A 17,516-nucleotide genomic window follows, 5' to 3' on the forward strand; every position below is an offset into this window, starting at 1 on the left:
CCCCTAGTATAAATATCCAAGCAAATCGAGTGTTCCGTCGCTCCATCGTTTGTCTCCCACCTGACGAATCATCAATTCTTCAAACGACGCCTCCCCGATCCCTCGTATCGTCTGATTCTCGTCATCGATTTGAAGCCACGTGCATGTGTTAGATACCGTGTGAAACCCGATGCGTTCGTAGAGGTCTGGTCGGTCTGCGAATAACAGAAGAAAATCGATGGGGTACGTTTCCCCAAGAGCAATGACTTTTTCCATCAGTGCCCGTCCGACCCCACGTCCCCGAACTTCTTCCCGGACACACAGATCGATGATGCCGAGCACGTGAATCGATTCCCCGTTCATATTCATCACACGAAAGTCTAACCCGACTTGTCCAATGATCCGTTCGTCTTCATACGCGATGAGTCGGAAATGGGGTAATTGCTTGAAGTAGCGGCGATTCGGATAAATTGAGGGAAACGCATGTCGTAATAGCTCAGTTAGCTCCTTATCCATCGATTCTGATACGGTCATTTCGAGGTGTTGCTCGATTCTCATATCTTCCCCCCTTCCGATTGAAGGCGCCCATACCGAACAACATGGACCCCGTTCGGCATCAGCTGTTGCTCGATCACGTCGAGTTGCAGTGGCAAGATGTTGCCGTCCGGGAAAAGTCGTTTGCCTGAACCGATAATGATAGGATATACGATCAATCGGTATTCATCGATGAGATTGTTTGCGAGTAGCGTGTGCACGAGTTCACCGCTTCCCCAGACGTGTAAATCGGGTCCCTCTTCTTGTTTGAGTCGCTTCAATACTTCGACCGGTTCTGTCAAAAACGTAGTCGCTTCCCATCTTGTATCCATTGACTGCCGCGTGACCACATACTTCATCGCCCGATTGGCTTCCGGCCAGACGTCATCGTGGTTCGGCCAGTAACTCGCCCATTGGTCATATGTCTTTCGACCGAGCAACAAATCAAACTCACTATGCATTTGCGTCCGAATCCAAATCCCGAGCTCTTGGCTCGAAAAAGGTTCCGTCCATCCCCCATGCATGAAATCCCCACTCAAATCTTCTTCTCTCCCACCTGGTGCTTGAATCACACCGTCTAACGACAGGTGTTCCAGAACAATGATTTTCCTCATCTCCGACTCTCCTTTCGACTGTTTGCACAAAAAGCCCCCGATTGATTCAATCGAAGGCATGATACATTCATCTTATTCTACTTTCTCCAACCACGCCACCGTCTCCACATGCCCAGTAACTTTATTGTACATGAAATCAATTATCAGAGACGGGAAGCCGTCTCTTTTTCATTTGGCTCGATTTCTCCGGTCCTGTGTGAACTCATAGAGACCGGTCGATGCAAGACCTGCGATCAAGCCCGCCCATCCACGTGAGTAGACGTCCAGATCCGTGAACGGGAACGAGATGAGGCCGAGTAGGATCCCCACGACGGCCGCGACCGCCGGGATATAGTTCGCCGGCACCTTCCCGATCGTCTTGATGACTTGTACCATCCCCATCGTCACCGCCGCCAAAACGGTCGCCGCGAATAACACGGTCGTTGTGAACACGTCCATGATTTATACCCCCTTCGATTTGATGACTTTCCCCTGCAGGTTCAGCGTCGTCTTGTCGTCCGTCTTCAGCCAGTCTCCTGAGGCGTTCGCGTGAGAGAAGGATTGCTTCATCCCACGCTCGCCCTTCTGGTCGACCTTGAACACGTCCATCGGGTTGATCGTCGTGTCTGCCCCGGCCTTCCAGATGTTCGAGGAACTCGCAAGTGTCGGTGAATGGGTCGGGAACTTGACGTCCGTGTCGATCTCGATATGCAGATGGGGCGAGTTTCCGTACTTCCCTGTCGATCCGTAGTTCGCGATCTTCTTCCCTTCCGGTTTGACGACGTCCCCCTTCTTGACGAACACCTTGTCCAGATGCGCCATCCGGACGACGAGACGATGTGCGCCTTTCTTCGGTCCGTGGTGTACCTCGACCGGGTTCTCGCTGACCCCGATGATCGTTCGGCCCATCAGGTCATCGTTCCCCACTGCGACGATCTTCATCGCGAACGGGGCATACACCGACATGTCCTTGCGTGTCAGATCGGCCATGTCCACGCCGTAATGGGTAAATCCCATTCGTTTCCGATACGCCGCGTTCTTGTACCCCGCCGTCAACCGGGCTCGGTTCAACGGGAGGATCGCTTTCTCAGCCATACCAATTCCTCCTTCCAAAATAGAAAGGGACCACACGGGTCCCTTTGTTTATCCTGCTTGTTTCAATCGGTTGCGGATGTCTTTCGAGAACGCATCCCATGCCTTCTCGGGGTGTTTGTCCCCCTCTGACTCTGCTTGTGCGATGAGCGATGCGACGAGTTGTTCGCGCAACGTCTCTTGGTCCTGCGGTACTTCCGTGTCCATGCTCCGTGAGGTCTTCTTGCATCCCCACACGAGGCATCCCAATCCTTTGATGAACCAGTCCAAATCTGATCACCTCCTTCCGTTGTCTCCGTTCACCCTCAGTTGAGGCTCAGATACGATAAGATGAGCGCCGTGATGACCGAGCTGACGATCCCGATGATCGCCCAGCCCAGTTTGGCCACGATGCTCCGATAGGATTTGAGCACGCTCTTCAATTGGTCGACCTGGTCGGAGTCCATCTTTTTTAGGATATTTCGTTCCAAGTCCTTCATGTTGCTCGGGATTTTCAGCACGACTTCGCGAACTTCTTGTTCGACTGCACGGACACGCCCCTCCACTTCGTCGATCCGTTCGTGCAACCGTAAGTCATCGTCGTGGCTCGTCTTGCTCGCTTGGCTCAACATCGATTTGAGCTCGTTCACTTTCTCTTCTAAATCTTCCACCTTTTGTTGCATCCTTGCCATGTCCGGCATCTGTTCACCCCCGTTATGCTTCTTCGGTTTTATAGTTTAGTAATAACTTTTCGAATTGCTCCACTTCATTCTCGACATCGTCTGCATCACGTGGTGACCAAGTCCACTCTTCAAGTGCGTCTCGATAGCGATTAATGATTTGTTCCCGTAGAGATTCGCTTACCATAGATTTTCACTCCTTTAACATCTATAATTTTAATTACGTGATTAACTTTCGATAGTGAGAGGAGAATTCTAATGAGTTGGGTTCAAGATAAAAATTGTTGTTTACATGTTGCTAAACTTCAATTCGACATAATCGTAGATTTTTCTAAACATACTACTCCTAATAATACCCTTCCTCGAATTAGATTTAGAACTGTCCTTCTTCCCAAACGTCGTCCGCTCGTTCGTATTCCTCCAACGTTTTTAAATATAAATATCCTTGCCGGATGAAATTCTCCGAACGGTTGCCCACGTCCGGGATGAAATGATGCATTTCTTGGTGAATGTAGCCTTTCCCTTGGATGAAATGATCTCGTGACACGTAGAAGTTGAGAGAGAAGTCGAGTCCTCCCTTATATCCCGATATCGTATCGATCCGTCCATAGACTCCTTGTAAAAAAAGTCCGTTGTTCAATGTCTTGTTCGTGATGATCGCCATCACCTTCACTCCTTTATGCTTCGATTTGCCCTACTCCATATCGCTTCCAGACACCCGGTGCGCCTGACGTGACGCAAACCCAACCGAGGAAATTCGTTGCAGTCGCTGTGCTTGGAGAACGATGATAGATGATATCGCCGCGCTCCCATGTTCCTTCAACTGGAGGCGAATTTCGATAGTCATCGAGTAGCGATTCCCAACGACCGTTCGCCTTACGGACAAATGGTCCTTCGATGTCTCCCTTTGGACGCCATCCTCCATCTAATCCATTTGCATATGCAATCGATCCAGTTGTCGCTGCACCCGGTGCCGCTGTTCTGACCTGATGGTTCACATAGGCAGCATTCAAAATTGCAAAATTCCTCATGTCCATCGAAGTTAGCCAGCCACCCCCAGTAATCTGGTTGAAGAACTTCGCTCGAAAACGGCCGCCATAATCTAATTCCGTACCGATATCGAACTGTTCGAGTTGATTGTCTATTTGTACAGCCATGTTTGTGTAAAAATTACCAATCACGTGATTACCGATGAATATCCCGCTGTCTGCCAATAATTGTTGGACACCAACCCCTGACGCTGTAGGTGGAGGATTTTCAAACCGGTTCCCTTGAATCAAACATCCGGTCGCCCCAGTCAGACGTACGCCGATATCAACGACCTCGAATGCGCAGTCTGAAACGGTGTTGTGGTTCGTGTAAAAGGTATCGACTCCGACGCCAACTTGGCAGGCGACGACTCGACAAGAGACGACACTATTACTGTTTGCGCTCGTCTCGAACGCAAATGCTCGATTTAGCGCTTTGTTTGCGCCGTTAACTGCAATTTGGAAGAAACGGTTGTAGAAAGTGGAGCCTACGTTTCCATCCGAGCACAGGATAGCGTCACCAGTACTACCTCCCCCATCAATACGAAGACGCTGAAAAATGCTCAAGAACACCTTCGACAGCGACAAACCTACTGTCGTCCCTCCGTTCATAACGAGGTTGACGCCCTCAATTTGCACCTGTCCGATTGATATGCCTGTATTATTTCGTACGAACGTACCTGTACCTGTGTGAATCAAACGTGTGAAGAAGAACCCGGCACCTATGATGACGAGTCCCTGTTGCAAGTTGAGATGATCTAACAGATACACTCCACCTGGTATGAATACTGGCACTTGAAGATTGATTGCATCGTCAATCGCTGTTTGAAATGCCGCTGTGTCATCCGTATTTCCATCACCAGTCGCCCCGTAATCGCGAACGTTGATTCCACGATCACGAATCGAATCAACAAGTGTACGCGGGTCTGGACCAAAGTCATCCAAATCACCAATCGTGTCATACACTGTCTGCAAGTCTTGGTTGATTCGATCGGATAATGTCGGCCATGTGTTGCCGTTGTAATCAATCCGGGCGTCGACCACCTCGGATGGTTGCGGAACACCAGCAATCAGGTTCGTGATCCGCTCATCCAAATAGATAAAGTTATGCAACGAATCCGTTCGTCCAAAGTTGAACTTCTGATAGTTTGGGATATCGAGAGGCTTAGTCAGCGCCTCGAGGTTCTGTAGTTTCAATGACATAAAATTCACCCCTTTATAGTGTGGTACCGTCCATATTCGTCCAAGCAACACCGTTCCAGACGATCATCTTCAACAAATCGCGGTCAAAATAAAAGAACCCATCGTCTGTGGGTCCTAGTATCGGCCGACTCAGCGTGTCACCTCTACCCGAGGGAAGATACCCCTCCAAGGTGACGACACGGCCGTCCAAGCTATTCAAATCGTCAGTCAGCGTGGTCAGCCCATTGTTGATATCAGTCAAATCAGATTCGAGGTTCACGACCCGTGCCTGTGCCAACGAGCCATACGAGTTCGCCAAGTTGAGCCCGGCACCCGTGACCGCCGGTGTGAACGAGGCGCCACCGTTCTGACTCGTCGTGATCCCGTTTCGCTCGAATCGAACCACCTGTGAACCGTTCACACCACGAATCCCATCATCGAACACAAGTTGCTTTTTCGCCTCGTTGATTGCCGTCGAGGAACCGTTGATTGATGGTGGGAGCTTGATGTTCCCGTCTGGATCGACGACAGTTGAGACAGATTGTTCTTGAATCGACAATGTACTGATGGTGTCTGTTATTTCACGCCTGATGTTCGCCAACGTCACCTGTGTTCGAAAAATCATTCTTCGATAATCGTATGAACGACGAATGGAAGAGACGCGTGTGTAGTAGTCAAAATCAGGCATCGTCTCGTAAATCACAAATACGCGATCTCCAAGTGATACCGTTTCATCATCTGCGATATCGACGGCATCAACCTCTATGATGAGTTCAGGCTGTGATGCATTCAATTTTTCAACGAGCTTTCTACGGAGCGTCTCAGGTTGAGTGATGTTGTCGTTAAAATACGGTTCATGCTCGATGAGTGGATAGCCCCTTTCTGCGACGAGTGGACTAATATATTCATCAGTCACTTCGTAACCAACGACATTTCCATCCTCGTCCTCGATCGGCTTTCCAAATCCTTTGATGTAGGTAAATAACGCCTCTGTATTTTCCTCTCTACGGGTGCTCTTCAGGTTGTACTTATAGCGATACTGCTTTGCCCCATCGTCTCCGATGATATTCTTGAGAACAACCCAGTTCCCGGTTCGCCTTTCTTCTAATTGGAACTCGGCGCCGAATCGCTGTAAAGCACTTGAGAAAAGAGCGGATCGCCGCTGATTTCCGAAGTTTTCAGTCGTAATGGTGTCGAAATCACCTTGAACCTCAACTCGGTAGTCAGTCCCTTGGAAGATGAATGACATAAGGGTCAAGATATCGAATGTACCTGAGATGGTTTCGAGTACCCAATCCTTATATATATCAGCATAAAACCTTCGATGGGCAACAATACGACGACGATACCGCTCTCCGATTGAAGCGTCTGTAACACTTATGATGACATATTCAATACCTTCAAACTCAATCAAGTTCTGTGCACGTAAATGAGTGATTCCCTCGACGTCAATATCCGTCTCGAGAATCTCGAAGTAAATCACATCAAGATCAAAATCTACTTCATGCTCGAAAGTTTGAAACGAGTTCAGAAGAAACTCCTGACCATCAAGGGTGCGTAATGTGACTAAACGGTCCATTTTATCCCTCCTAGTAGAACAATGGACGGAACTCAAAAGAAATCTCAAAAGGTGATGAGGTTCCGGCCAAAATGAACTCGTTCGCTCCCGCTGCAAGTGTTATGACACGACGGTTTGTATCGCGGACAATATTCAATCCGTTCTTTGTAGTGAATATCCGGTCTAGTACGATTTCATCATCAACACCAGACACTCCGTTATAGACAAATACTTCTTGATTCGTCAGGTTTGTGATGGTCAAACCGTCTGAAGCACCTTTGTAGACGATTCGAAATTCTTTATGTTTCCGAGGGTCCAGTTCAACATTTCCGAAGTTATTGATGATGAACCGGTTAGTGTTCGAGAATGAGTACTGATTCTCTCCCCATTCAAGACCAGCACCCCAAAAGTAGCCCTGCCCCCATTCGTATGGTGTCAGTGTTGTCGTGATTGCTTCTGCATACGGAAGACCATATGTGACCCAGTTCAACGTCACATAAACAACCCGCCCATAATTCCTATGCTCATACTCTGGAGTTCCTTCTGGAATTACAAGCCATCTCTTGAATGGCTGACGAGGGTCTGTGATATAGCAAGGCTGCAAACGTGCGAAAACCCCTTGTATCCAATCTCGGTACAAAGGGAATTCATTTGGGTCATCTAAAAAAAGACGGGCGGACATCATGATCCGCCTCTGTTCATGCGTGCTTCCCATTGGGATATTCCCTTCTAGCATCTCAATCTGTTCGAAACGATGACGAAGCGTCAGAGGTTCCACCTCGAACTCTTTCACGGTGAGTCCGAACTCATCTGTATTTGTTTTAGTGCCATCTAAAAATTCAAACTCGATCATCAGACCGCCCCACCTTTCGCGTAGATTTTGAGTGAGGTACGATCTTGCTGAGCAGTATTAATAAATCTCTCGATGACCCGTGCCATCAACTCGCCGTCCATGTACATTGATACATCGATCATTTGCGGACGAGCATCACCCGTATTTGCTGTCGTTCCCGCTCCATTCATCATTCCAGAGACTGGACTTGATGATGTGAACATCAGATCGTCACTCAAGTTATCAATCGCCGCGAGTGCCTCACTTGTATTGGCATCAATCCCCACTGCTATACCCGCAGGAATCATTTTACCTACCTTATCTCGCATCCAACGAGAAGGCGAATGAATATCTAGTTTGCTCGTGATTGCATCTTTTATATTTCCGGCAACTTCTTGAACCTTCTTCGTCACCGCACTTGCCATCGAACCGATACCGCTTATCAAACCGTTTATGATATCTTTTCCGACTTGTAATAGGTCCACTTTCTTAATTTCTTCAATAATCTTTTCACCCAGATCAAACATCGCATCTTTTGCTTCGCTCCGCATTTCCCATATCCCTTTGATTAACGCCTTAATCAAATCAATACCTGCATCAATAATTTTCTGACGATTATCCCACAAAGCCTGGACAATCGCTAGGACCAATTCAATGGCCGCATCAATCAACTGAGGCACGATTTGTACAATACCGTCAATCAAAGCATACAAAATCCGAATACCGGCATCGATTAATGCAGGCAACATTTCAATGATGGCATCGACCAGCGCCATGACCAAATCAATCGCCGCATCGATTAGAGAAGGTAAAATTTGAATGATTCCGTCAATCAGGGCAAGTAAAATCTGAATCCCCGCATCAATCACGATTGGTAAGCTCGTAATGATCACATCGATTAAAGAAGTTAACAAAAGAATAGCCGCATCAATCAAGGCTGGTAGCATATCAATAATCCCTTGAATTAGAGCCATTAGAACTTGAATCCCAGCGTCTATAATAATCGGTAGCAAGCTAACGATTGTTGTAATCAGTACATTCAAGATTTCAATCGCTGTCGTGATCAGAAGAGGGAGTATTGCGACAATTCCAGTGATTAGCGTCGTCAGGATTTGAATACCAATCTCGATTAAGAGAGGCAGTGCAACAGTGATCGCATTAACGAGCGCTGTAATGATTTCAATTCCCAATCCCGCTACAATCGCTAGGTTCGTCGTAAGTTGCGAGGTAATCATTTCGATAATGCCCGTCAATGATTCGATGAGCATCGGCAACGAGGCAACCAGACCTTCGATAATCGAAGTCAGCATCTCTGTACCGATAGTGATGAAGTTCGAGAGTTGAGCCGTAAAGGACTCAATCATCTGTACGATAATATCTGCAACCTTGGTGATCAATTCACCTGACGTCATCCCCATCGAATCTGCAATCGTTTGAATGATGTTAAATCCAATGATGACAAGCCGTGGGATTCCACCTAATAATAATCCAATCAAGGAGGGGATGAATTGAGCCACAATCTCAGCAATACCTGAGAAATCAAGATTGAGTGCTTTCTTAAATGCTTCCTGGAATTCGTTTCCGAATGCCACGACCCGCTCTATTACAGGGGATAGAATGCTTAATATGAATGAGAAGAAACCTCCGATTGAACTTAGAGCGCCTCCCGCTCCTCCTGTAATGTTCCCCCATAATGTTAAGAAAGCCTGACCTGCACTTTGTAGAAACGGAACAACCATTCCTGCGAACATCACGATATATTCGACAGCCGCGATTGCCCATTCCGCTATTACTTTTCCGAGTGCTTGAATGAGAGGAGCCATCACACTGTATGCAGCAGATACCGCATTGCTGACAGCGTCCCACGCCTGAGTCGCAATTTTTCGGAACGTGTCACTGTGATTCCAAAGAATGATAAAAATGACGCCTAATGCATATAGAGCACCAATGACTATAAATACGGGTCCTAAAATACTTAAAATTACGGGTGGTAATGCATTTAACGCAAGTATCAAATTACCCACAACCGTCAATACAAATCCTATAAAGAGCAGGAATCCATTAAGCGCTAAGTTGAACAACAAAATCATCGTAATAATTTTTTGTGTTGTCGGCGAAAGACTGTTGAACTTGTTGATGACACCAGTCACTGCATCGACAACCGTTCTTAGAATCGGGGTCAAGTGAGAACCGATAGCAATAGCTAAATCTTCCGCTGCAGAACGGAGTGTTTTTAGAGATCCAGCCAAGTTGTCATTCATCGTTTTAGCAATCTTTGAGGCGACGCCTTCACTATTGGCAATGGATTCTGTTAACTTGTCGAAGTCTGATTGACTAGCGTTGACGACAGCGGCCCATCCCGCCATTGCCTCTTGACCGAAGATGCTAGAAATCGCGGCCGCTTGTGCATCTTTATCTACGCCTGAGAGTTTCGTTCGTAACTCCTGCATCATTTTGGCTAGGTTCACGGAACCATCGGCATTCTTTTGTAGCTCGATGCCGTACTTCTCCATCACATCTGCCGCTTCTTTCGGCGGATCGACTAATCGTGTCAATCCACTTCGGAGCGCAGTACCTGCCATCGAAGCCTTGACACCTGCGTTAGCCATAAGCCCGGCCGCTACAGATAAGTCTTCAATGCTAATTCCAAGAGCACCAGCAACCGGTGCAACATACTTCATCGTTTCTCCAAGCATTTCAACATTGGTGTTCGATTTTGTGATTGTAGCTGCCATGACATCGACGAAGCGACCTGTTTCATTTGCCTTCATACCAAGACCTGTCATTGCATCAGTGACAATGTCTGCTGTTAATCCTAGTTCAGTACCTCCTGCCGCCGCTAAATCAAGGACACCAGGTAAAGCGTTCATCATTTGTGTCGTATCATACCCAGCCATCGCCATGAAATTCAGTGCTTCAGCCGCTTGAGATGCTGAGAATTGTGTAGTGGCTCCCATCTCTCGAGCGAGAGATTCTAACTTTTTCAAGTCACTACCAGTCGCCCCAGAGACGGCCGCCACTCGGCTCATCTGTGCTTCGAAATCCATTGCGGTCTTTGTGGCAAAACCTAGACCAGCAGCAATGACGGCTGTGGCAGTCCCGAACGTCCTTGTCATGATACCGCCAACCTGAGATATCCCATCTCCATTCCGCAATAAACTCTTTGATACTAAAGTGGCCTTCGTTTTAATTTTATTCAATTCTTGTTCCACGTATGCAACAGAAGAGCGAAGCCCTTTAGTGCTTAATGTCGTGTCTATCTCAACTCTTCCATCAGCCGCCATCAGACTTCACTCCCTTCTTTTTACGTTCGTAAGCACCTCTAAATATCGCCGATGCGTTTTTAAGCTGTCGCAACGAGGCTTCTTCTTGTGCCTTTAGTACAAGCTGACGCATCCGCTCAGACTTGAATGCGTAACGCTCTTTCATCGCTCTGATGTGATTGATTTCATCTTTGTTCGAGTAATGCTTTTCATTGATCGGGGCCGGAATTGGCTTGTTACGATAATGCATAGCACGCTTGAATTCTGTTTCATCTGAAAGATCTCCCAGCAACGACAAAAAATCCGCCCAACTGAGCGAACCCCGTTTTTCGTACAAATCAATTTGGTAGTCTTTCAGAAATGATGAGTAAATGCGACTCGCATCTTCAATGAAATCGAATGATGGTGGTTTAGGTTCATCATCGCTTCCTGTGTCATCGCCTTCAATCAGTTCGGACGTTTGATCAGAAGCTTCTTTCATGAAGTCGATTCCGAGTTTTTCTTTTGCGAAGACGATCATAAAATCAATGCGATCGATGCTCATCAAATATTCATCGAAAAATTGTATGGTCTCTTCGTCAACAAACAATTCGAACCCATGATAAAGACGATCCGCCTTTTCCAGCTCGTTCATTTGGAAGAGTTCGATGAATCGCAACACCGTATCGAAAGATAAATCTACGTCAATTTCCCAGTCTCTCCACCGTTGTTTCGCTTTTGTTTCCGGTTCATGCCAGAACATCGCATGTTACTTCACCTTTCGTTTTAATTTCTTCAATTGCTCATTCTCGACAAGCCCCAATTCATTCATGTGTTGAAGAATCACCCCGCTCAAGTAATCGAATACAGGGAGCAAGGGCAAATGGGATCCTCCGCATTCTTCAAATAAAGAATCGTACGCTTCCTCGCCTAAGCAAGTTTCAATCAACTGTTTCATCATTTGCTGTTGCTGATTGAAACGTTCAGAAACTTGTTCCTCGGTAGCTGAATAAGCATCAATCTTCTTATTGTTTTTCTCAAAATCTTCTAACAACTTCGGAATTTGTACATACTTTTGCATTGCCGCGTCCGATAAATCTAAGCGATACGTTTTTTCTCCAAGTTGTAAATCTTCATATGCTTTTTTCAACTCAAACTTTTTAATCGCCATGCTTTATCCCTCCGATTAATATTTTGTGCGTCGATATAATTTATTAAGGTGTTGGTGGTGGCGCTGGTGTGAACGTCGGAATCTTGTCAAACGTGATGGAGAATGCAATTTCACCTTTCGCGTTCGCATCTCCACTTGGAGTTTTGATGTCGTGGATTGTCGCTTCGCCTTCATACATTGCGCCGTCTGGTTCGACAACCTTGAAGTTCGTCTTACGCGCCGGCCCTAATTCAGTCAAAAGAGAGAAGATGTAGTTTTGTGCCGCATCCTCGCTTTGACGATGCCCAGTGAACGCGTACGTGAGGACAGTACCTGTTACATCCTTAGTCGCCGCTCCTCCGTTTGCATAGTAGTAATCTTCTGTAACAGTCTCACTCGGTGAAAAATCTAAGTTCGTAATCCCTTCTGCGATGAGTAATTCTGTCGTGCTCGCTAGACCTTCAGTAATCGTGATGTTGTAGTTATGTTGCAACAAGAATGACATATGGTGTTACCCCTTTCTGATTAGTTGACATTGGAAGAGTGCGGTGTAGATATGTTGATTTGTACTTGTCTCCTCGACCCAGTTAGTTTCGGTAGTGACCTCACATTTGATAAATTCGAAATCTGGAACAACGATGTCTCCGTTGCTTAATTCCAATGCTTCGGACATCAGTTCCATGGCATCGAGAACCTGTTGTTGATCTTCCGACTTGGCCAACAATTGAAAATTGATATAGCGTAAGCGTCTACCGCTCAAATATCGTGGTCCATCTGGTGAAGGAGCTTGGCGAATGCAAATCGCATCCGTGCTCGAATCCAAGTTCCCGACCTTCACGGGAGCATAGAGGGTCAGCTCCGTGTCCAGATAGTCCGCTAATGCGTCTAAAAGTGCTCTCATCGTTGTGGACGACCTCCCATCTCTTTGGCAGCAAGCGCAACCCAATCACCGAGATATACGGCTTTTGCCGCCTCGAACCATAGACCTTGAGCTTTCGGGTTCGGGCTTTTCGAGAAATGATATTGCGGATTGTAGTAAAGTCGGCGCGCATAGGGCGTCGCCCAAATTAGACGCCCCTGTCCGATTAAGGACATTCGAATGGCTGAACGAATCAGTTCCCCGGTATCTTGTGGGACAAACGTGTTCGTATCTTTCAAAATCTGCGTATCTAACACAACTTGGGTTTTTTTAGCCCGCTTCTGTATCTTGCCTTCGATATCTCCCAACTGAATCTTGACATCAAACTTAATCATACGAGCACCGCTTCCCAATGATGGACACGGATGGAGTTTGCGTAATAAGTGTTCACCTTTTGAATACGGTATACGATGCCCTCGAATGTGATTTTCGATTGTTCTTTCGGGATAAAGCGAGGACTGGTATTAAGTGAGTCTACAAATAACAGCGTCGTAGACACGATTTCGGTATTGTTCGCATCGATCATGACCGTCCGCTTCGGTTCAATCCTTACCCACTTGACCTGCACCGGGGCTTTATACGTCGCCCCGTAGCGATCATTCTCGTCGTATTCCTCATACGTGATTTCGTGAATCAGTAGCCGTCGTTGAATACTAGCCAATACAACCACCCCGATACACGCCACGTCGAGTGGATACGCCTGTATACAGGAGACCTGACGGCAACAGGACACTCACGACGTTATCCGCATACATCCCGTCCAACGAAGTATTCCTTGAACCGCCTGCCTCGTTTTCGCTATAACTCCCAACCCGGACTCCACCACCTGCTGCCGTCCCTTGAACAATGGTTGACGCAGTCTCCCCATTCACGAACAAGAATTCGACTTGGGCGGCAGTCGCCTCTTTCACCATGTCTTGGATGTCCGGGTGCCATGTGCTCAAGTCCCCGATACGCCGTTTCGTCAATGTGTTGATGTCTCGGCTCGCGCGACGAATCAGACGGTCAAGTACGACATCGTCCTCAATCTCGATGCCGACATAGTCGTTACGGTAGTAATCGATATCAATAAAAGGGAGTGCCATATCGACACCCCCTTACTTCTCTTGCTTCTTGAGTTCGGCTTGTAGCTTCTTATTCTCCGCTTTCAACTTCTCGATTTCTTCCTGTGCGCTCTCAAGTTCTTTGACGACCTGTTGATGCTCACCAGGCGAGATGACGATACCGCCGGTTGCCTTATGTTTGACGACCGCTTTCTTGGTCTTCGGGTCCACCTCGATCAAGTCATATCCGTCATCAAGATAACGTTTGACCGCTTCTTCCGGGACCGTCAATTGCTTGTTTCGTTTCTGTACGATTGGCATGTGAATTCCTCCTCTTTAGTTAATGGATAGCCATTCCGATACGCTCAGAGCATCGATGGCGCCTTGTTGTTGTCTCGTAGCCGTGTATGCTACCAACTCCTCGAACCGATCAATCGTCCAGAACATCGTGTCCCCGAGATCGGCATCGGTACCGAAGCGATGGTTGAGGAAGACGATTGTTGTTCCGGTCAGTGTCGCCTCATCAATCCACTCCTTCGCCTTCTCATCCGTGACGGACGGGACGAGGTTGACAGTACGCACGAAATAATTGTTAATTGGACTCTGACTTTCGAGCCCGTTGACAAGTGTCCGGCCCCAGACGTAGCCCTCCTCGGACAAGACATCGAGCGTGTCCGTGTTGTAGGCACCGAACGGATAGACGACGCTATGAGCACCGCGCGTCCACCCTTGTGCGACGAGATAGTCGCGACATGTGTTCAATTCAATACGTTGCGCTTCTTTCGTCAGCGTGCTCAAGTTTGGGTGCGTGGCGGTATGGTTCAACAAATCCCAGCCGGCGTCATAGACCATCTGGAATTGTTCTGCCGACATCTTACCAGCCATCCCCACCGCATTTGGGATCAATCCAATGTTGCCGGGTATTCCTTGTGCATTCAAAATGCGATAGCCTTCCGTGAACTGCGTATCCCATCCGTCATCCATCGTGAACAACACAAAGCCACGATCAGCCGTGACGAAATCCAAACGATCGAAGCTGACCGATGCGATTTCTCCACTCACCGCCTCCAACCGAAGCTGGATGGCGACAACGGGCGCGCCTTGATCGAACGTGCCACTCTCGCTCATGTTCTCAATCGAGAAGCTGACCGTGTTCCATCCGTCTTTCATATCCGATGCCAAGATGATCTTCGACTTATAGCTCGCAAAGTTCGTCTGGTTCGATAGGAAAACGACGACACGGTTCACTTTTGTGACATCAGCTACAAAGAACGTCACATCAACGGCTGTCTTATCGCTCACGTCGAGGGAGAAGTTTGTCCGACGCATGAAGCCAATTGTAGTCACGCTCCCGTCGACGGCGAGCTTAAGCGATTGGATATCGAGCGTGTTCACCGTGTCGACCGTCTTCGTCGTACCAGCTCCCGACTGTAGCGACCATTGCGTGTCTGCCATGAAGTCATCGGCGAGAGATACCGTACGCATCAAGGGGTCCGGCAGATTAGGGTGTCACATGCATCTTGACGCCTGGGACGCGACGTTCGAACAAGAAGACGTCCCAGTATGACCGCTCGTTCCAGAGGTATTTCAAATCGGTGACCGCAGAAGGGCTGTCGAGCGATGCAATCGCATATTTCTGTGGTGAGACAAGCGCCTGAGGATGAATCAAGATCATGTTGATTTGTTCCGCCCCGGCCGCCGGTACCGCTCCGATTGTGAAATCATAGGCCGTCTTCATACGGTCTGATGGTACGACGATAATCCGTACTTCTTCGAGTGTCCGTACAGCGCGAGACACTTGCTCATTGTTAGCCGTCACCATCATCTGACGTTGGATTTGATCCGCTTGCTTGAGTAACTTGTGGATTGTAGGCGTAACGTAAAGCAAACGACCATCCTGAGGTACTTCGGCCTCGTCCATCTGTTCCATCATGTCATCAAAGATGCTGAGGATATTGGCAGTTGTCAAGCCCGTTGTCACAGGGACCCCACCATAACCCGTGAACTCTGCATGAAGCTTCGATGCCATGAACTTGTCCATCTCTGGGATCTTCTGTTCGTCATTGAAGACCGATGTGAAGTTCGCGATTGAGACCGAGAGGTTGGTCTCGTCGATGTCCATCGGGTCGATGAGCGTTTTCCATTGCCGATCATGGGTGAGTGTCTTCGTCTCCCAGCTATTATCAACGTTACGGGTGAATCCTCCGATGACATCCCGGTTGTAGTCCGTCATCCCGTTCACGTCGATGCGTGGAATTTGGACGGTGTTTGCATTCGTCCAGCGTAACGTCGCGTTCGCTGGGGCGTTATATAGATCGACGAATCGTAATCCGACGGTGAAGCGTTGCTTCAGCGCCCGTGTATAGAGTTCAGCATAGTTAAGTGCTGCCATGTTGATTCCTTCTTTCTTTAGTTAGTCTTTTTCGGTGCGAAGGCGGCTAAGAATTGTTCCTCGAACGAATTTCCGGTCGATTGTCCGGTTCCTGGTTGAACGAATTTCGGTACTTTGGGTTTATCCACAGCTTCCTGTGAGAAATGTGGATATTTCTCCACTACCTTCTTGATCGCCTCGTCAATCGGCGTCTCATCGTTCACAAGAGAACGGGCCAAGGTGACGACGTCCTCGACGGAATCTGCTTTGACACCCGACTTCATGGCGGACATCTGCGCCTTCAACGCTTCGTTCTCGGCCGCCGTCTGGTTGAACTGTTCTTGTGTCTTCTGGAGCGCTGCTGCCTGTTTCTCGGCCTCGGTCCGCTGGGATGATTCCCATTCTTCAAATTTCGCAAGTCGTTCTTTCACAGCGTCGACGCTATCCGCACCGAATTGTTTCAATAGTTTCGCCTGTGTGTCGTTCTTCTGTTTGGCCAAGAAGCTGTTGAGCTCTTCTTGGGTGAATGTCTTGCCTTGCCCTCCCTCTTCTGGTGGAGTTGTACCAGCTCCGCCGGTTCCTTGTTGCGTGTCCGTCGTCTGCTGTCCTGTTTGGTCTTGCCCCGCTCCTCCGGTCGCCTCTGCGAAGAATTGAAGGTTGAGCGGTAAAAGATTGTATTTATGCATGGTGTTGCCCTCCTAGTTGAGTAAAGTCCTACGTTTTATTTAACGTCCACCACGAGTAAACGGACCATGAATCAGTAACCTTGATGCGTCTCGACGAAATCGAAGCTGAAACTACCCGTGACGATCGATGCATCAGATGCCCCGATGACGAGCGCGAGCTCGTAGACCGCGTCACCCTCTAAGAAATCGGCGAACGGGATTTTGATGTCTTGGAAAATCTCACCTGTTGTGTTTCGGGCGATTCTGTAAGATTCCGCAGCGTCGACCCAGCCGTTGATGCCGACGAACTGCGCATTACAAATCGTGTTCCTCGGTCTCGTCTCGACCCGACTCTCAATCACCACGTCACCAGAGCCATACCGTGGCGTCCCACCTTTGAAAAAGGCCTGTGGAGTGAGTGGCGCGGCGTCTATCTTGCGAAGGTATACATAAGAAGTGAAAATACTGTTGATGTTGTCCGTCCGGTTATACTTCAACCGGCAACTTTGGGTAGGGACCAATTTGGTATCAGAATCGAAGTGCAAACTGAACACAAGTGCGTTTGCACTCGTGGCCGCTAGACTTGTCGGGTTCTTGATGACGCCAGAGACGCGGAACCTACCGTCCTCTCCCTGTACATCCCGTACTACACGTGACATCTACATCCCT

24 protein-coding genes are annotated in these 17,516 nt (G+C 48.1%); all 24 read right to left on the minus strand.

From position 1 onward, the window contains the following. Positions 1-3: 3 nt before the first annotated feature. The 24 genes from GVY43_RS07425 to GVY43_RS07540 all read right to left on the minus strand — a co-directional run bounded on the left by GVY43_RS07425 (position 4) and on the right by GVY43_RS07540 (position 17,506). On the minus strand, positions 4-537 hold the full coding sequence (locus tag GVY43_RS07425; RefSeq protein ID WP_159562714.1) for a GNAT family N-acetyltransferase: 534 nt from the start codon (positions 535-537) through the stop codon (positions 4-6). Continuing rightward, positions 534-1,127, minus strand: a complete 594-nt coding sequence (locus GVY43_RS07430) for a dihydrofolate reductase family protein (protein ID WP_159562715.1) — start codon at positions 1,125-1,127, stop codon at positions 534-536. The genes GVY43_RS07425 and GVY43_RS07430 overlap by 4 nt, the downstream gene beginning before the upstream one ends. Before the next feature lie 168 nt (positions 1,128-1,295). Continuing rightward, entirely contained in the window at positions 1,296-1,565 is a 270-nt protein-coding gene (locus GVY43_RS07435; RefSeq protein WP_159562716.1) for a holin, read from the minus strand. A gap of 3 nt (positions 1,566-1,568) precedes the next feature. Next, the gene (locus GVY43_RS07440) at positions 1,569-2,201 is read right to left on the minus strand and encodes a M23 family metallopeptidase (RefSeq protein ID WP_159562717.1); all 633 of its coding nucleotides are present in this window, start codon (positions 2,199-2,201) and stop codon (positions 1,569-1,571) included. A 48-nt stretch (positions 2,202-2,249) separates the two neighbouring features. Next, positions 2,250-2,468 carry a hypothetical protein gene (locus GVY43_RS07445; protein ID WP_159562718.1) on the minus strand — a complete coding sequence of 73 codons (219 nt, stop codon included), beginning with the start codon at positions 2,466-2,468 and terminating at the stop codon, positions 2,250-2,252. Positions 2,469-2,503: 35 nt separating this feature from the next. Further along, positions 2,504-2,878: a hypothetical protein gene (locus GVY43_RS07450; RefSeq protein WP_159562719.1), complete on the minus strand. Its 375-nt coding sequence runs from the start codon at positions 2,876-2,878 to the stop codon at positions 2,504-2,506. Between the two features lie 13 nt (positions 2,879-2,891). After that, a complete protein-coding gene (locus GVY43_RS07455) occupies positions 2,892-3,044 on the minus strand; it encodes a hypothetical protein (RefSeq protein WP_159562720.1) in 153 nt (50 codons plus the stop codon). Between the two features lie 186 nt (positions 3,045-3,230). Continuing rightward, positions 3,231-3,521, minus strand: a complete 291-nt coding sequence (locus GVY43_RS07460) for a hypothetical protein (protein WP_159562721.1) — start codon at positions 3,519-3,521, stop codon at positions 3,231-3,233. A 13-nt stretch (positions 3,522-3,534) separates the two neighbouring features. Beyond that, a complete protein-coding gene (locus tag GVY43_RS07465) occupies positions 3,535-5,088 on the minus strand; it encodes a glycosyl hydrolase family 28-related protein (RefSeq protein ID WP_159562722.1) in 1,554 nt (517 codons plus the stop codon). Between the two features lie 13 nt (positions 5,089-5,101). After that, complete coding sequence (locus tag GVY43_RS07470; protein ID WP_159562723.1) at positions 5,102-6,646, minus strand: phage tail protein; 1,545 nt, start codon at positions 6,644-6,646, stop codon at positions 5,102-5,104. Between the two features lie 10 nt (positions 6,647-6,656). After that, a complete protein-coding gene (locus tag GVY43_RS07475; protein ID WP_159562724.1) occupies positions 6,657-7,478 on the minus strand; it encodes a phage tail domain-containing protein in 822 nt (273 codons plus the stop codon). Beyond that, positions 7,478-10,573, minus strand: a complete 3,096-nt coding sequence (locus GVY43_RS07480; RefSeq protein WP_159562725.1) for a phage tail tape measure protein — start codon at positions 10,571-10,573, stop codon at positions 7,478-7,480. Before GVY43_RS07480 ends, GVY43_RS07475 begins: the two co-directional genes overlap by 1 nt. Before the next feature lie 157 nt (positions 10,574-10,730). Beyond that, the gene (locus tag GVY43_RS07485) at positions 10,731-11,462 is read right to left on the minus strand and encodes a Gp15 family bacteriophage protein (RefSeq protein ID WP_159562726.1); all 732 of its coding nucleotides are present in this window, start codon (positions 11,460-11,462) and stop codon (positions 10,731-10,733) included. A gap of 6 nt (positions 11,463-11,468) precedes the next feature. Then, a complete protein-coding gene (locus GVY43_RS07490) occupies positions 11,469-11,870 on the minus strand; it encodes a hypothetical protein (protein WP_159562727.1) in 402 nt (133 codons plus the stop codon). 43 nt (positions 11,871-11,913) lie between these two features. After that, positions 11,914-12,354 (minus strand): phage tail tube protein, encoded by a 441-nt coding sequence (locus tag GVY43_RS07495; protein WP_159562728.1) that lies wholly within the window; start codon positions 12,352-12,354, stop codon positions 11,914-11,916. Between the two features lie 6 nt (positions 12,355-12,360). Continuing rightward, positions 12,361-12,750, minus strand: coding sequence for a hypothetical protein (locus GVY43_RS07500; protein WP_159562729.1), 390 nt, complete (start codon positions 12,748-12,750; stop codon positions 12,361-12,363). Continuing rightward, a complete protein-coding gene (locus GVY43_RS07505; RefSeq protein WP_159562730.1) occupies positions 12,747-13,103 on the minus strand; it encodes a minor capsid protein in 357 nt (118 codons plus the stop codon). The genes GVY43_RS07500 and GVY43_RS07505 overlap by 4 nt, the downstream gene beginning before the upstream one ends. Then, on the minus strand, positions 13,100-13,429 hold the full coding sequence (locus GVY43_RS07510; protein WP_159562731.1) for a putative minor capsid protein: 330 nt from the start codon (positions 13,427-13,429) through the stop codon (positions 13,100-13,102). The genes GVY43_RS07505 and GVY43_RS07510 overlap by 4 nt, the downstream gene beginning before the upstream one ends. Continuing rightward, on the minus strand, positions 13,422-13,853 hold the full coding sequence (locus GVY43_RS07515; protein WP_159562732.1) for a hypothetical protein: 432 nt from the start codon (positions 13,851-13,853) through the stop codon (positions 13,422-13,424). Before GVY43_RS07515 ends, GVY43_RS07510 begins: the two co-directional genes overlap by 8 nt. 12 nt (positions 13,854-13,865) lie before the next feature. Then, the gene (locus tag GVY43_RS07520) at positions 13,866-14,132 is read right to left on the minus strand and encodes a hypothetical protein (RefSeq protein WP_159562733.1); all 267 of its coding nucleotides are present in this window, start codon (positions 14,130-14,132) and stop codon (positions 13,866-13,868) included. Between the two features lie 15 nt (positions 14,133-14,147). Beyond that, a complete protein-coding gene (locus GVY43_RS07525) occupies positions 14,148-15,296 on the minus strand; it encodes a polysaccharide deacetylase family protein (RefSeq protein ID WP_159562734.1) in 1,149 nt (382 codons plus the stop codon). A 16-nt stretch (positions 15,297-15,312) separates the two neighbouring features. After that, entirely contained in the window at positions 15,313-16,203 is an 891-nt protein-coding gene (locus GVY43_RS07530; RefSeq protein ID WP_159562735.1) for a capsid protein, read from the minus strand. A gap of 17 nt (positions 16,204-16,220) precedes the next feature. After that, positions 16,221-16,868 (minus strand): hypothetical protein, encoded by a 648-nt coding sequence (locus GVY43_RS07535; RefSeq protein WP_159562736.1) that lies wholly within the window; start codon positions 16,866-16,868, stop codon positions 16,221-16,223. A 71-nt stretch (positions 16,869-16,939) separates the two neighbouring features. Then, positions 16,940-17,506, minus strand: coding sequence for a hypothetical protein (locus GVY43_RS07540; protein ID WP_159562737.1), 567 nt, complete (start codon positions 17,504-17,506; stop codon positions 16,940-16,942). Positions 17,507-17,516: the final 10 nt, after the last annotated feature.

The organism is Exiguobacterium sp. 8H (assembly GCF_902506255.1).
In the GTDB taxonomy this organism is placed as follows: domain Bacteria; phylum Bacillota; class Bacilli; order Exiguobacteriales; family Exiguobacteriaceae; genus Exiguobacterium; species Exiguobacterium profundum.

Excerpts from the sequence above, each read along its gene's own strand:
- GVY43_RS07485 (WP_159562726.1), bottom strand. The coding sequence starts at position 11,462 with ATGTTCTGGCATGAACCGGAAACAAAAGCGAAACAACGGTGGAGAGAC.
- GVY43_RS07455 (WP_159562720.1), bottom strand. The coding sequence starts at position 3,044 with ATGGTAAGCGAATCTCTACGGGAACAAATCATTAATCGCTATCGAGAC.
- GVY43_RS07480 (WP_159562725.1), bottom strand. The coding sequence starts at position 10,573 with ATGACAAGGACGTTCGGGACTGCCACAGCCGTCATTGCTGCTGGTCTA.
- GVY43_RS07535 (WP_159562736.1), bottom strand. The coding sequence starts at position 16,868 with ATGCATAAATACAATCTTTTACCGCTCAACCTTCAATTCTTCGCAGAG.
- GVY43_RS07430 (WP_159562715.1), bottom strand. The coding sequence starts at position 1,127 with ATGAGGAAAATCATTGTTCTGGAACACCTGTCGTTAGACGGTGTGATT.
- GVY43_RS07490 (WP_159562727.1), bottom strand. The coding sequence starts at position 11,870 with ATGGCGATTAAAAAGTTTGAGTTGAAAAAAGCATATGAAGATTTACAA.
- GVY43_RS07450 (WP_159562719.1), bottom strand. The coding sequence starts at position 2,878 with ATGCCGGACATGGCAAGGATGCAACAAAAGGTGGAAGATTTAGAAGAG.
- GVY43_RS07525 (WP_159562734.1), bottom strand. The coding sequence starts at position 15,296 with ATGCGTACGGTATCTCTCGCCGATGACTTCATGGCAGACACGCAATGG.
- GVY43_RS07435 (WP_159562716.1), bottom strand. The coding sequence starts at position 1,565 with ATGGACGTGTTCACAACGACCGTGTTATTCGCGGCGACCGTTTTGGCG.
- GVY43_RS07440 (WP_159562717.1), bottom strand. The coding sequence starts at position 2,201 with ATGGCTGAGAAAGCGATCCTCCCGTTGAACCGAGCCCGGTTGACGGCG.
- GVY43_RS07460 (WP_159562721.1), bottom strand. The coding sequence starts at position 3,521 with ATGGCGATCATCACGAACAAGACATTGAACAACGGACTTTTTTTACAA.
- GVY43_RS07470 (WP_159562723.1), bottom strand. The coding sequence starts at position 6,646 with ATGGACCGTTTAGTCACATTACGCACCCTTGATGGTCAGGAGTTTCTT.
- GVY43_RS07515 (WP_159562732.1), bottom strand. The coding sequence starts at position 13,853 with ATGGCACTCCCTTTTATTGATATCGATTACTACCGTAACGACTATGTC.
- GVY43_RS07520 (WP_159562733.1), bottom strand. The coding sequence starts at position 14,132 with ATGCCAATCGTACAGAAACGAAACAAGCAATTGACGGTCCCGGAAGAA.
- GVY43_RS07465 (WP_159562722.1), bottom strand. The coding sequence starts at position 5,088 with ATGTCATTGAAACTACAGAACCTCGAGGCGCTGACTAAGCCTCTCGAT.
- GVY43_RS07530 (WP_159562735.1), bottom strand. The coding sequence starts at position 16,203 with ATGGCAGCACTTAACTATGCTGAACTCTATACACGGGCGCTGAAGCAA.
- GVY43_RS07425 (WP_159562714.1), bottom strand. The coding sequence starts at position 537 with ATGAGAATCGAGCAACACCTCGAAATGACCGTATCAGAATCGATGGAT.
- GVY43_RS07540 (WP_159562737.1), bottom strand. The coding sequence starts at position 17,506 with ATGTCACGTGTAGTACGGGATGTACAGGGAGAGGACGGTAGGTTCCGC.
- GVY43_RS07500 (WP_159562729.1), bottom strand. The coding sequence starts at position 12,750 with ATGAGAGCACTTTTAGACGCATTAGCGGACTATCTGGACACGGAGCTG.
- GVY43_RS07505 (WP_159562730.1), bottom strand. The coding sequence starts at position 13,103 with ATGATTAAGTTTGATGTCAAGATTCAGTTGGGAGATATCGAAGGCAAG.
- GVY43_RS07495 (WP_159562728.1), bottom strand. The coding sequence starts at position 12,354 with ATGTCATTCTTGTTGCAACATAACTACAACATCACGATTACTGAAGGT.
- GVY43_RS07475 (WP_159562724.1), bottom strand. The coding sequence starts at position 7,478 with ATGATCGAGTTTGAATTTTTAGATGGCACTAAAACAAATACAGATGAG.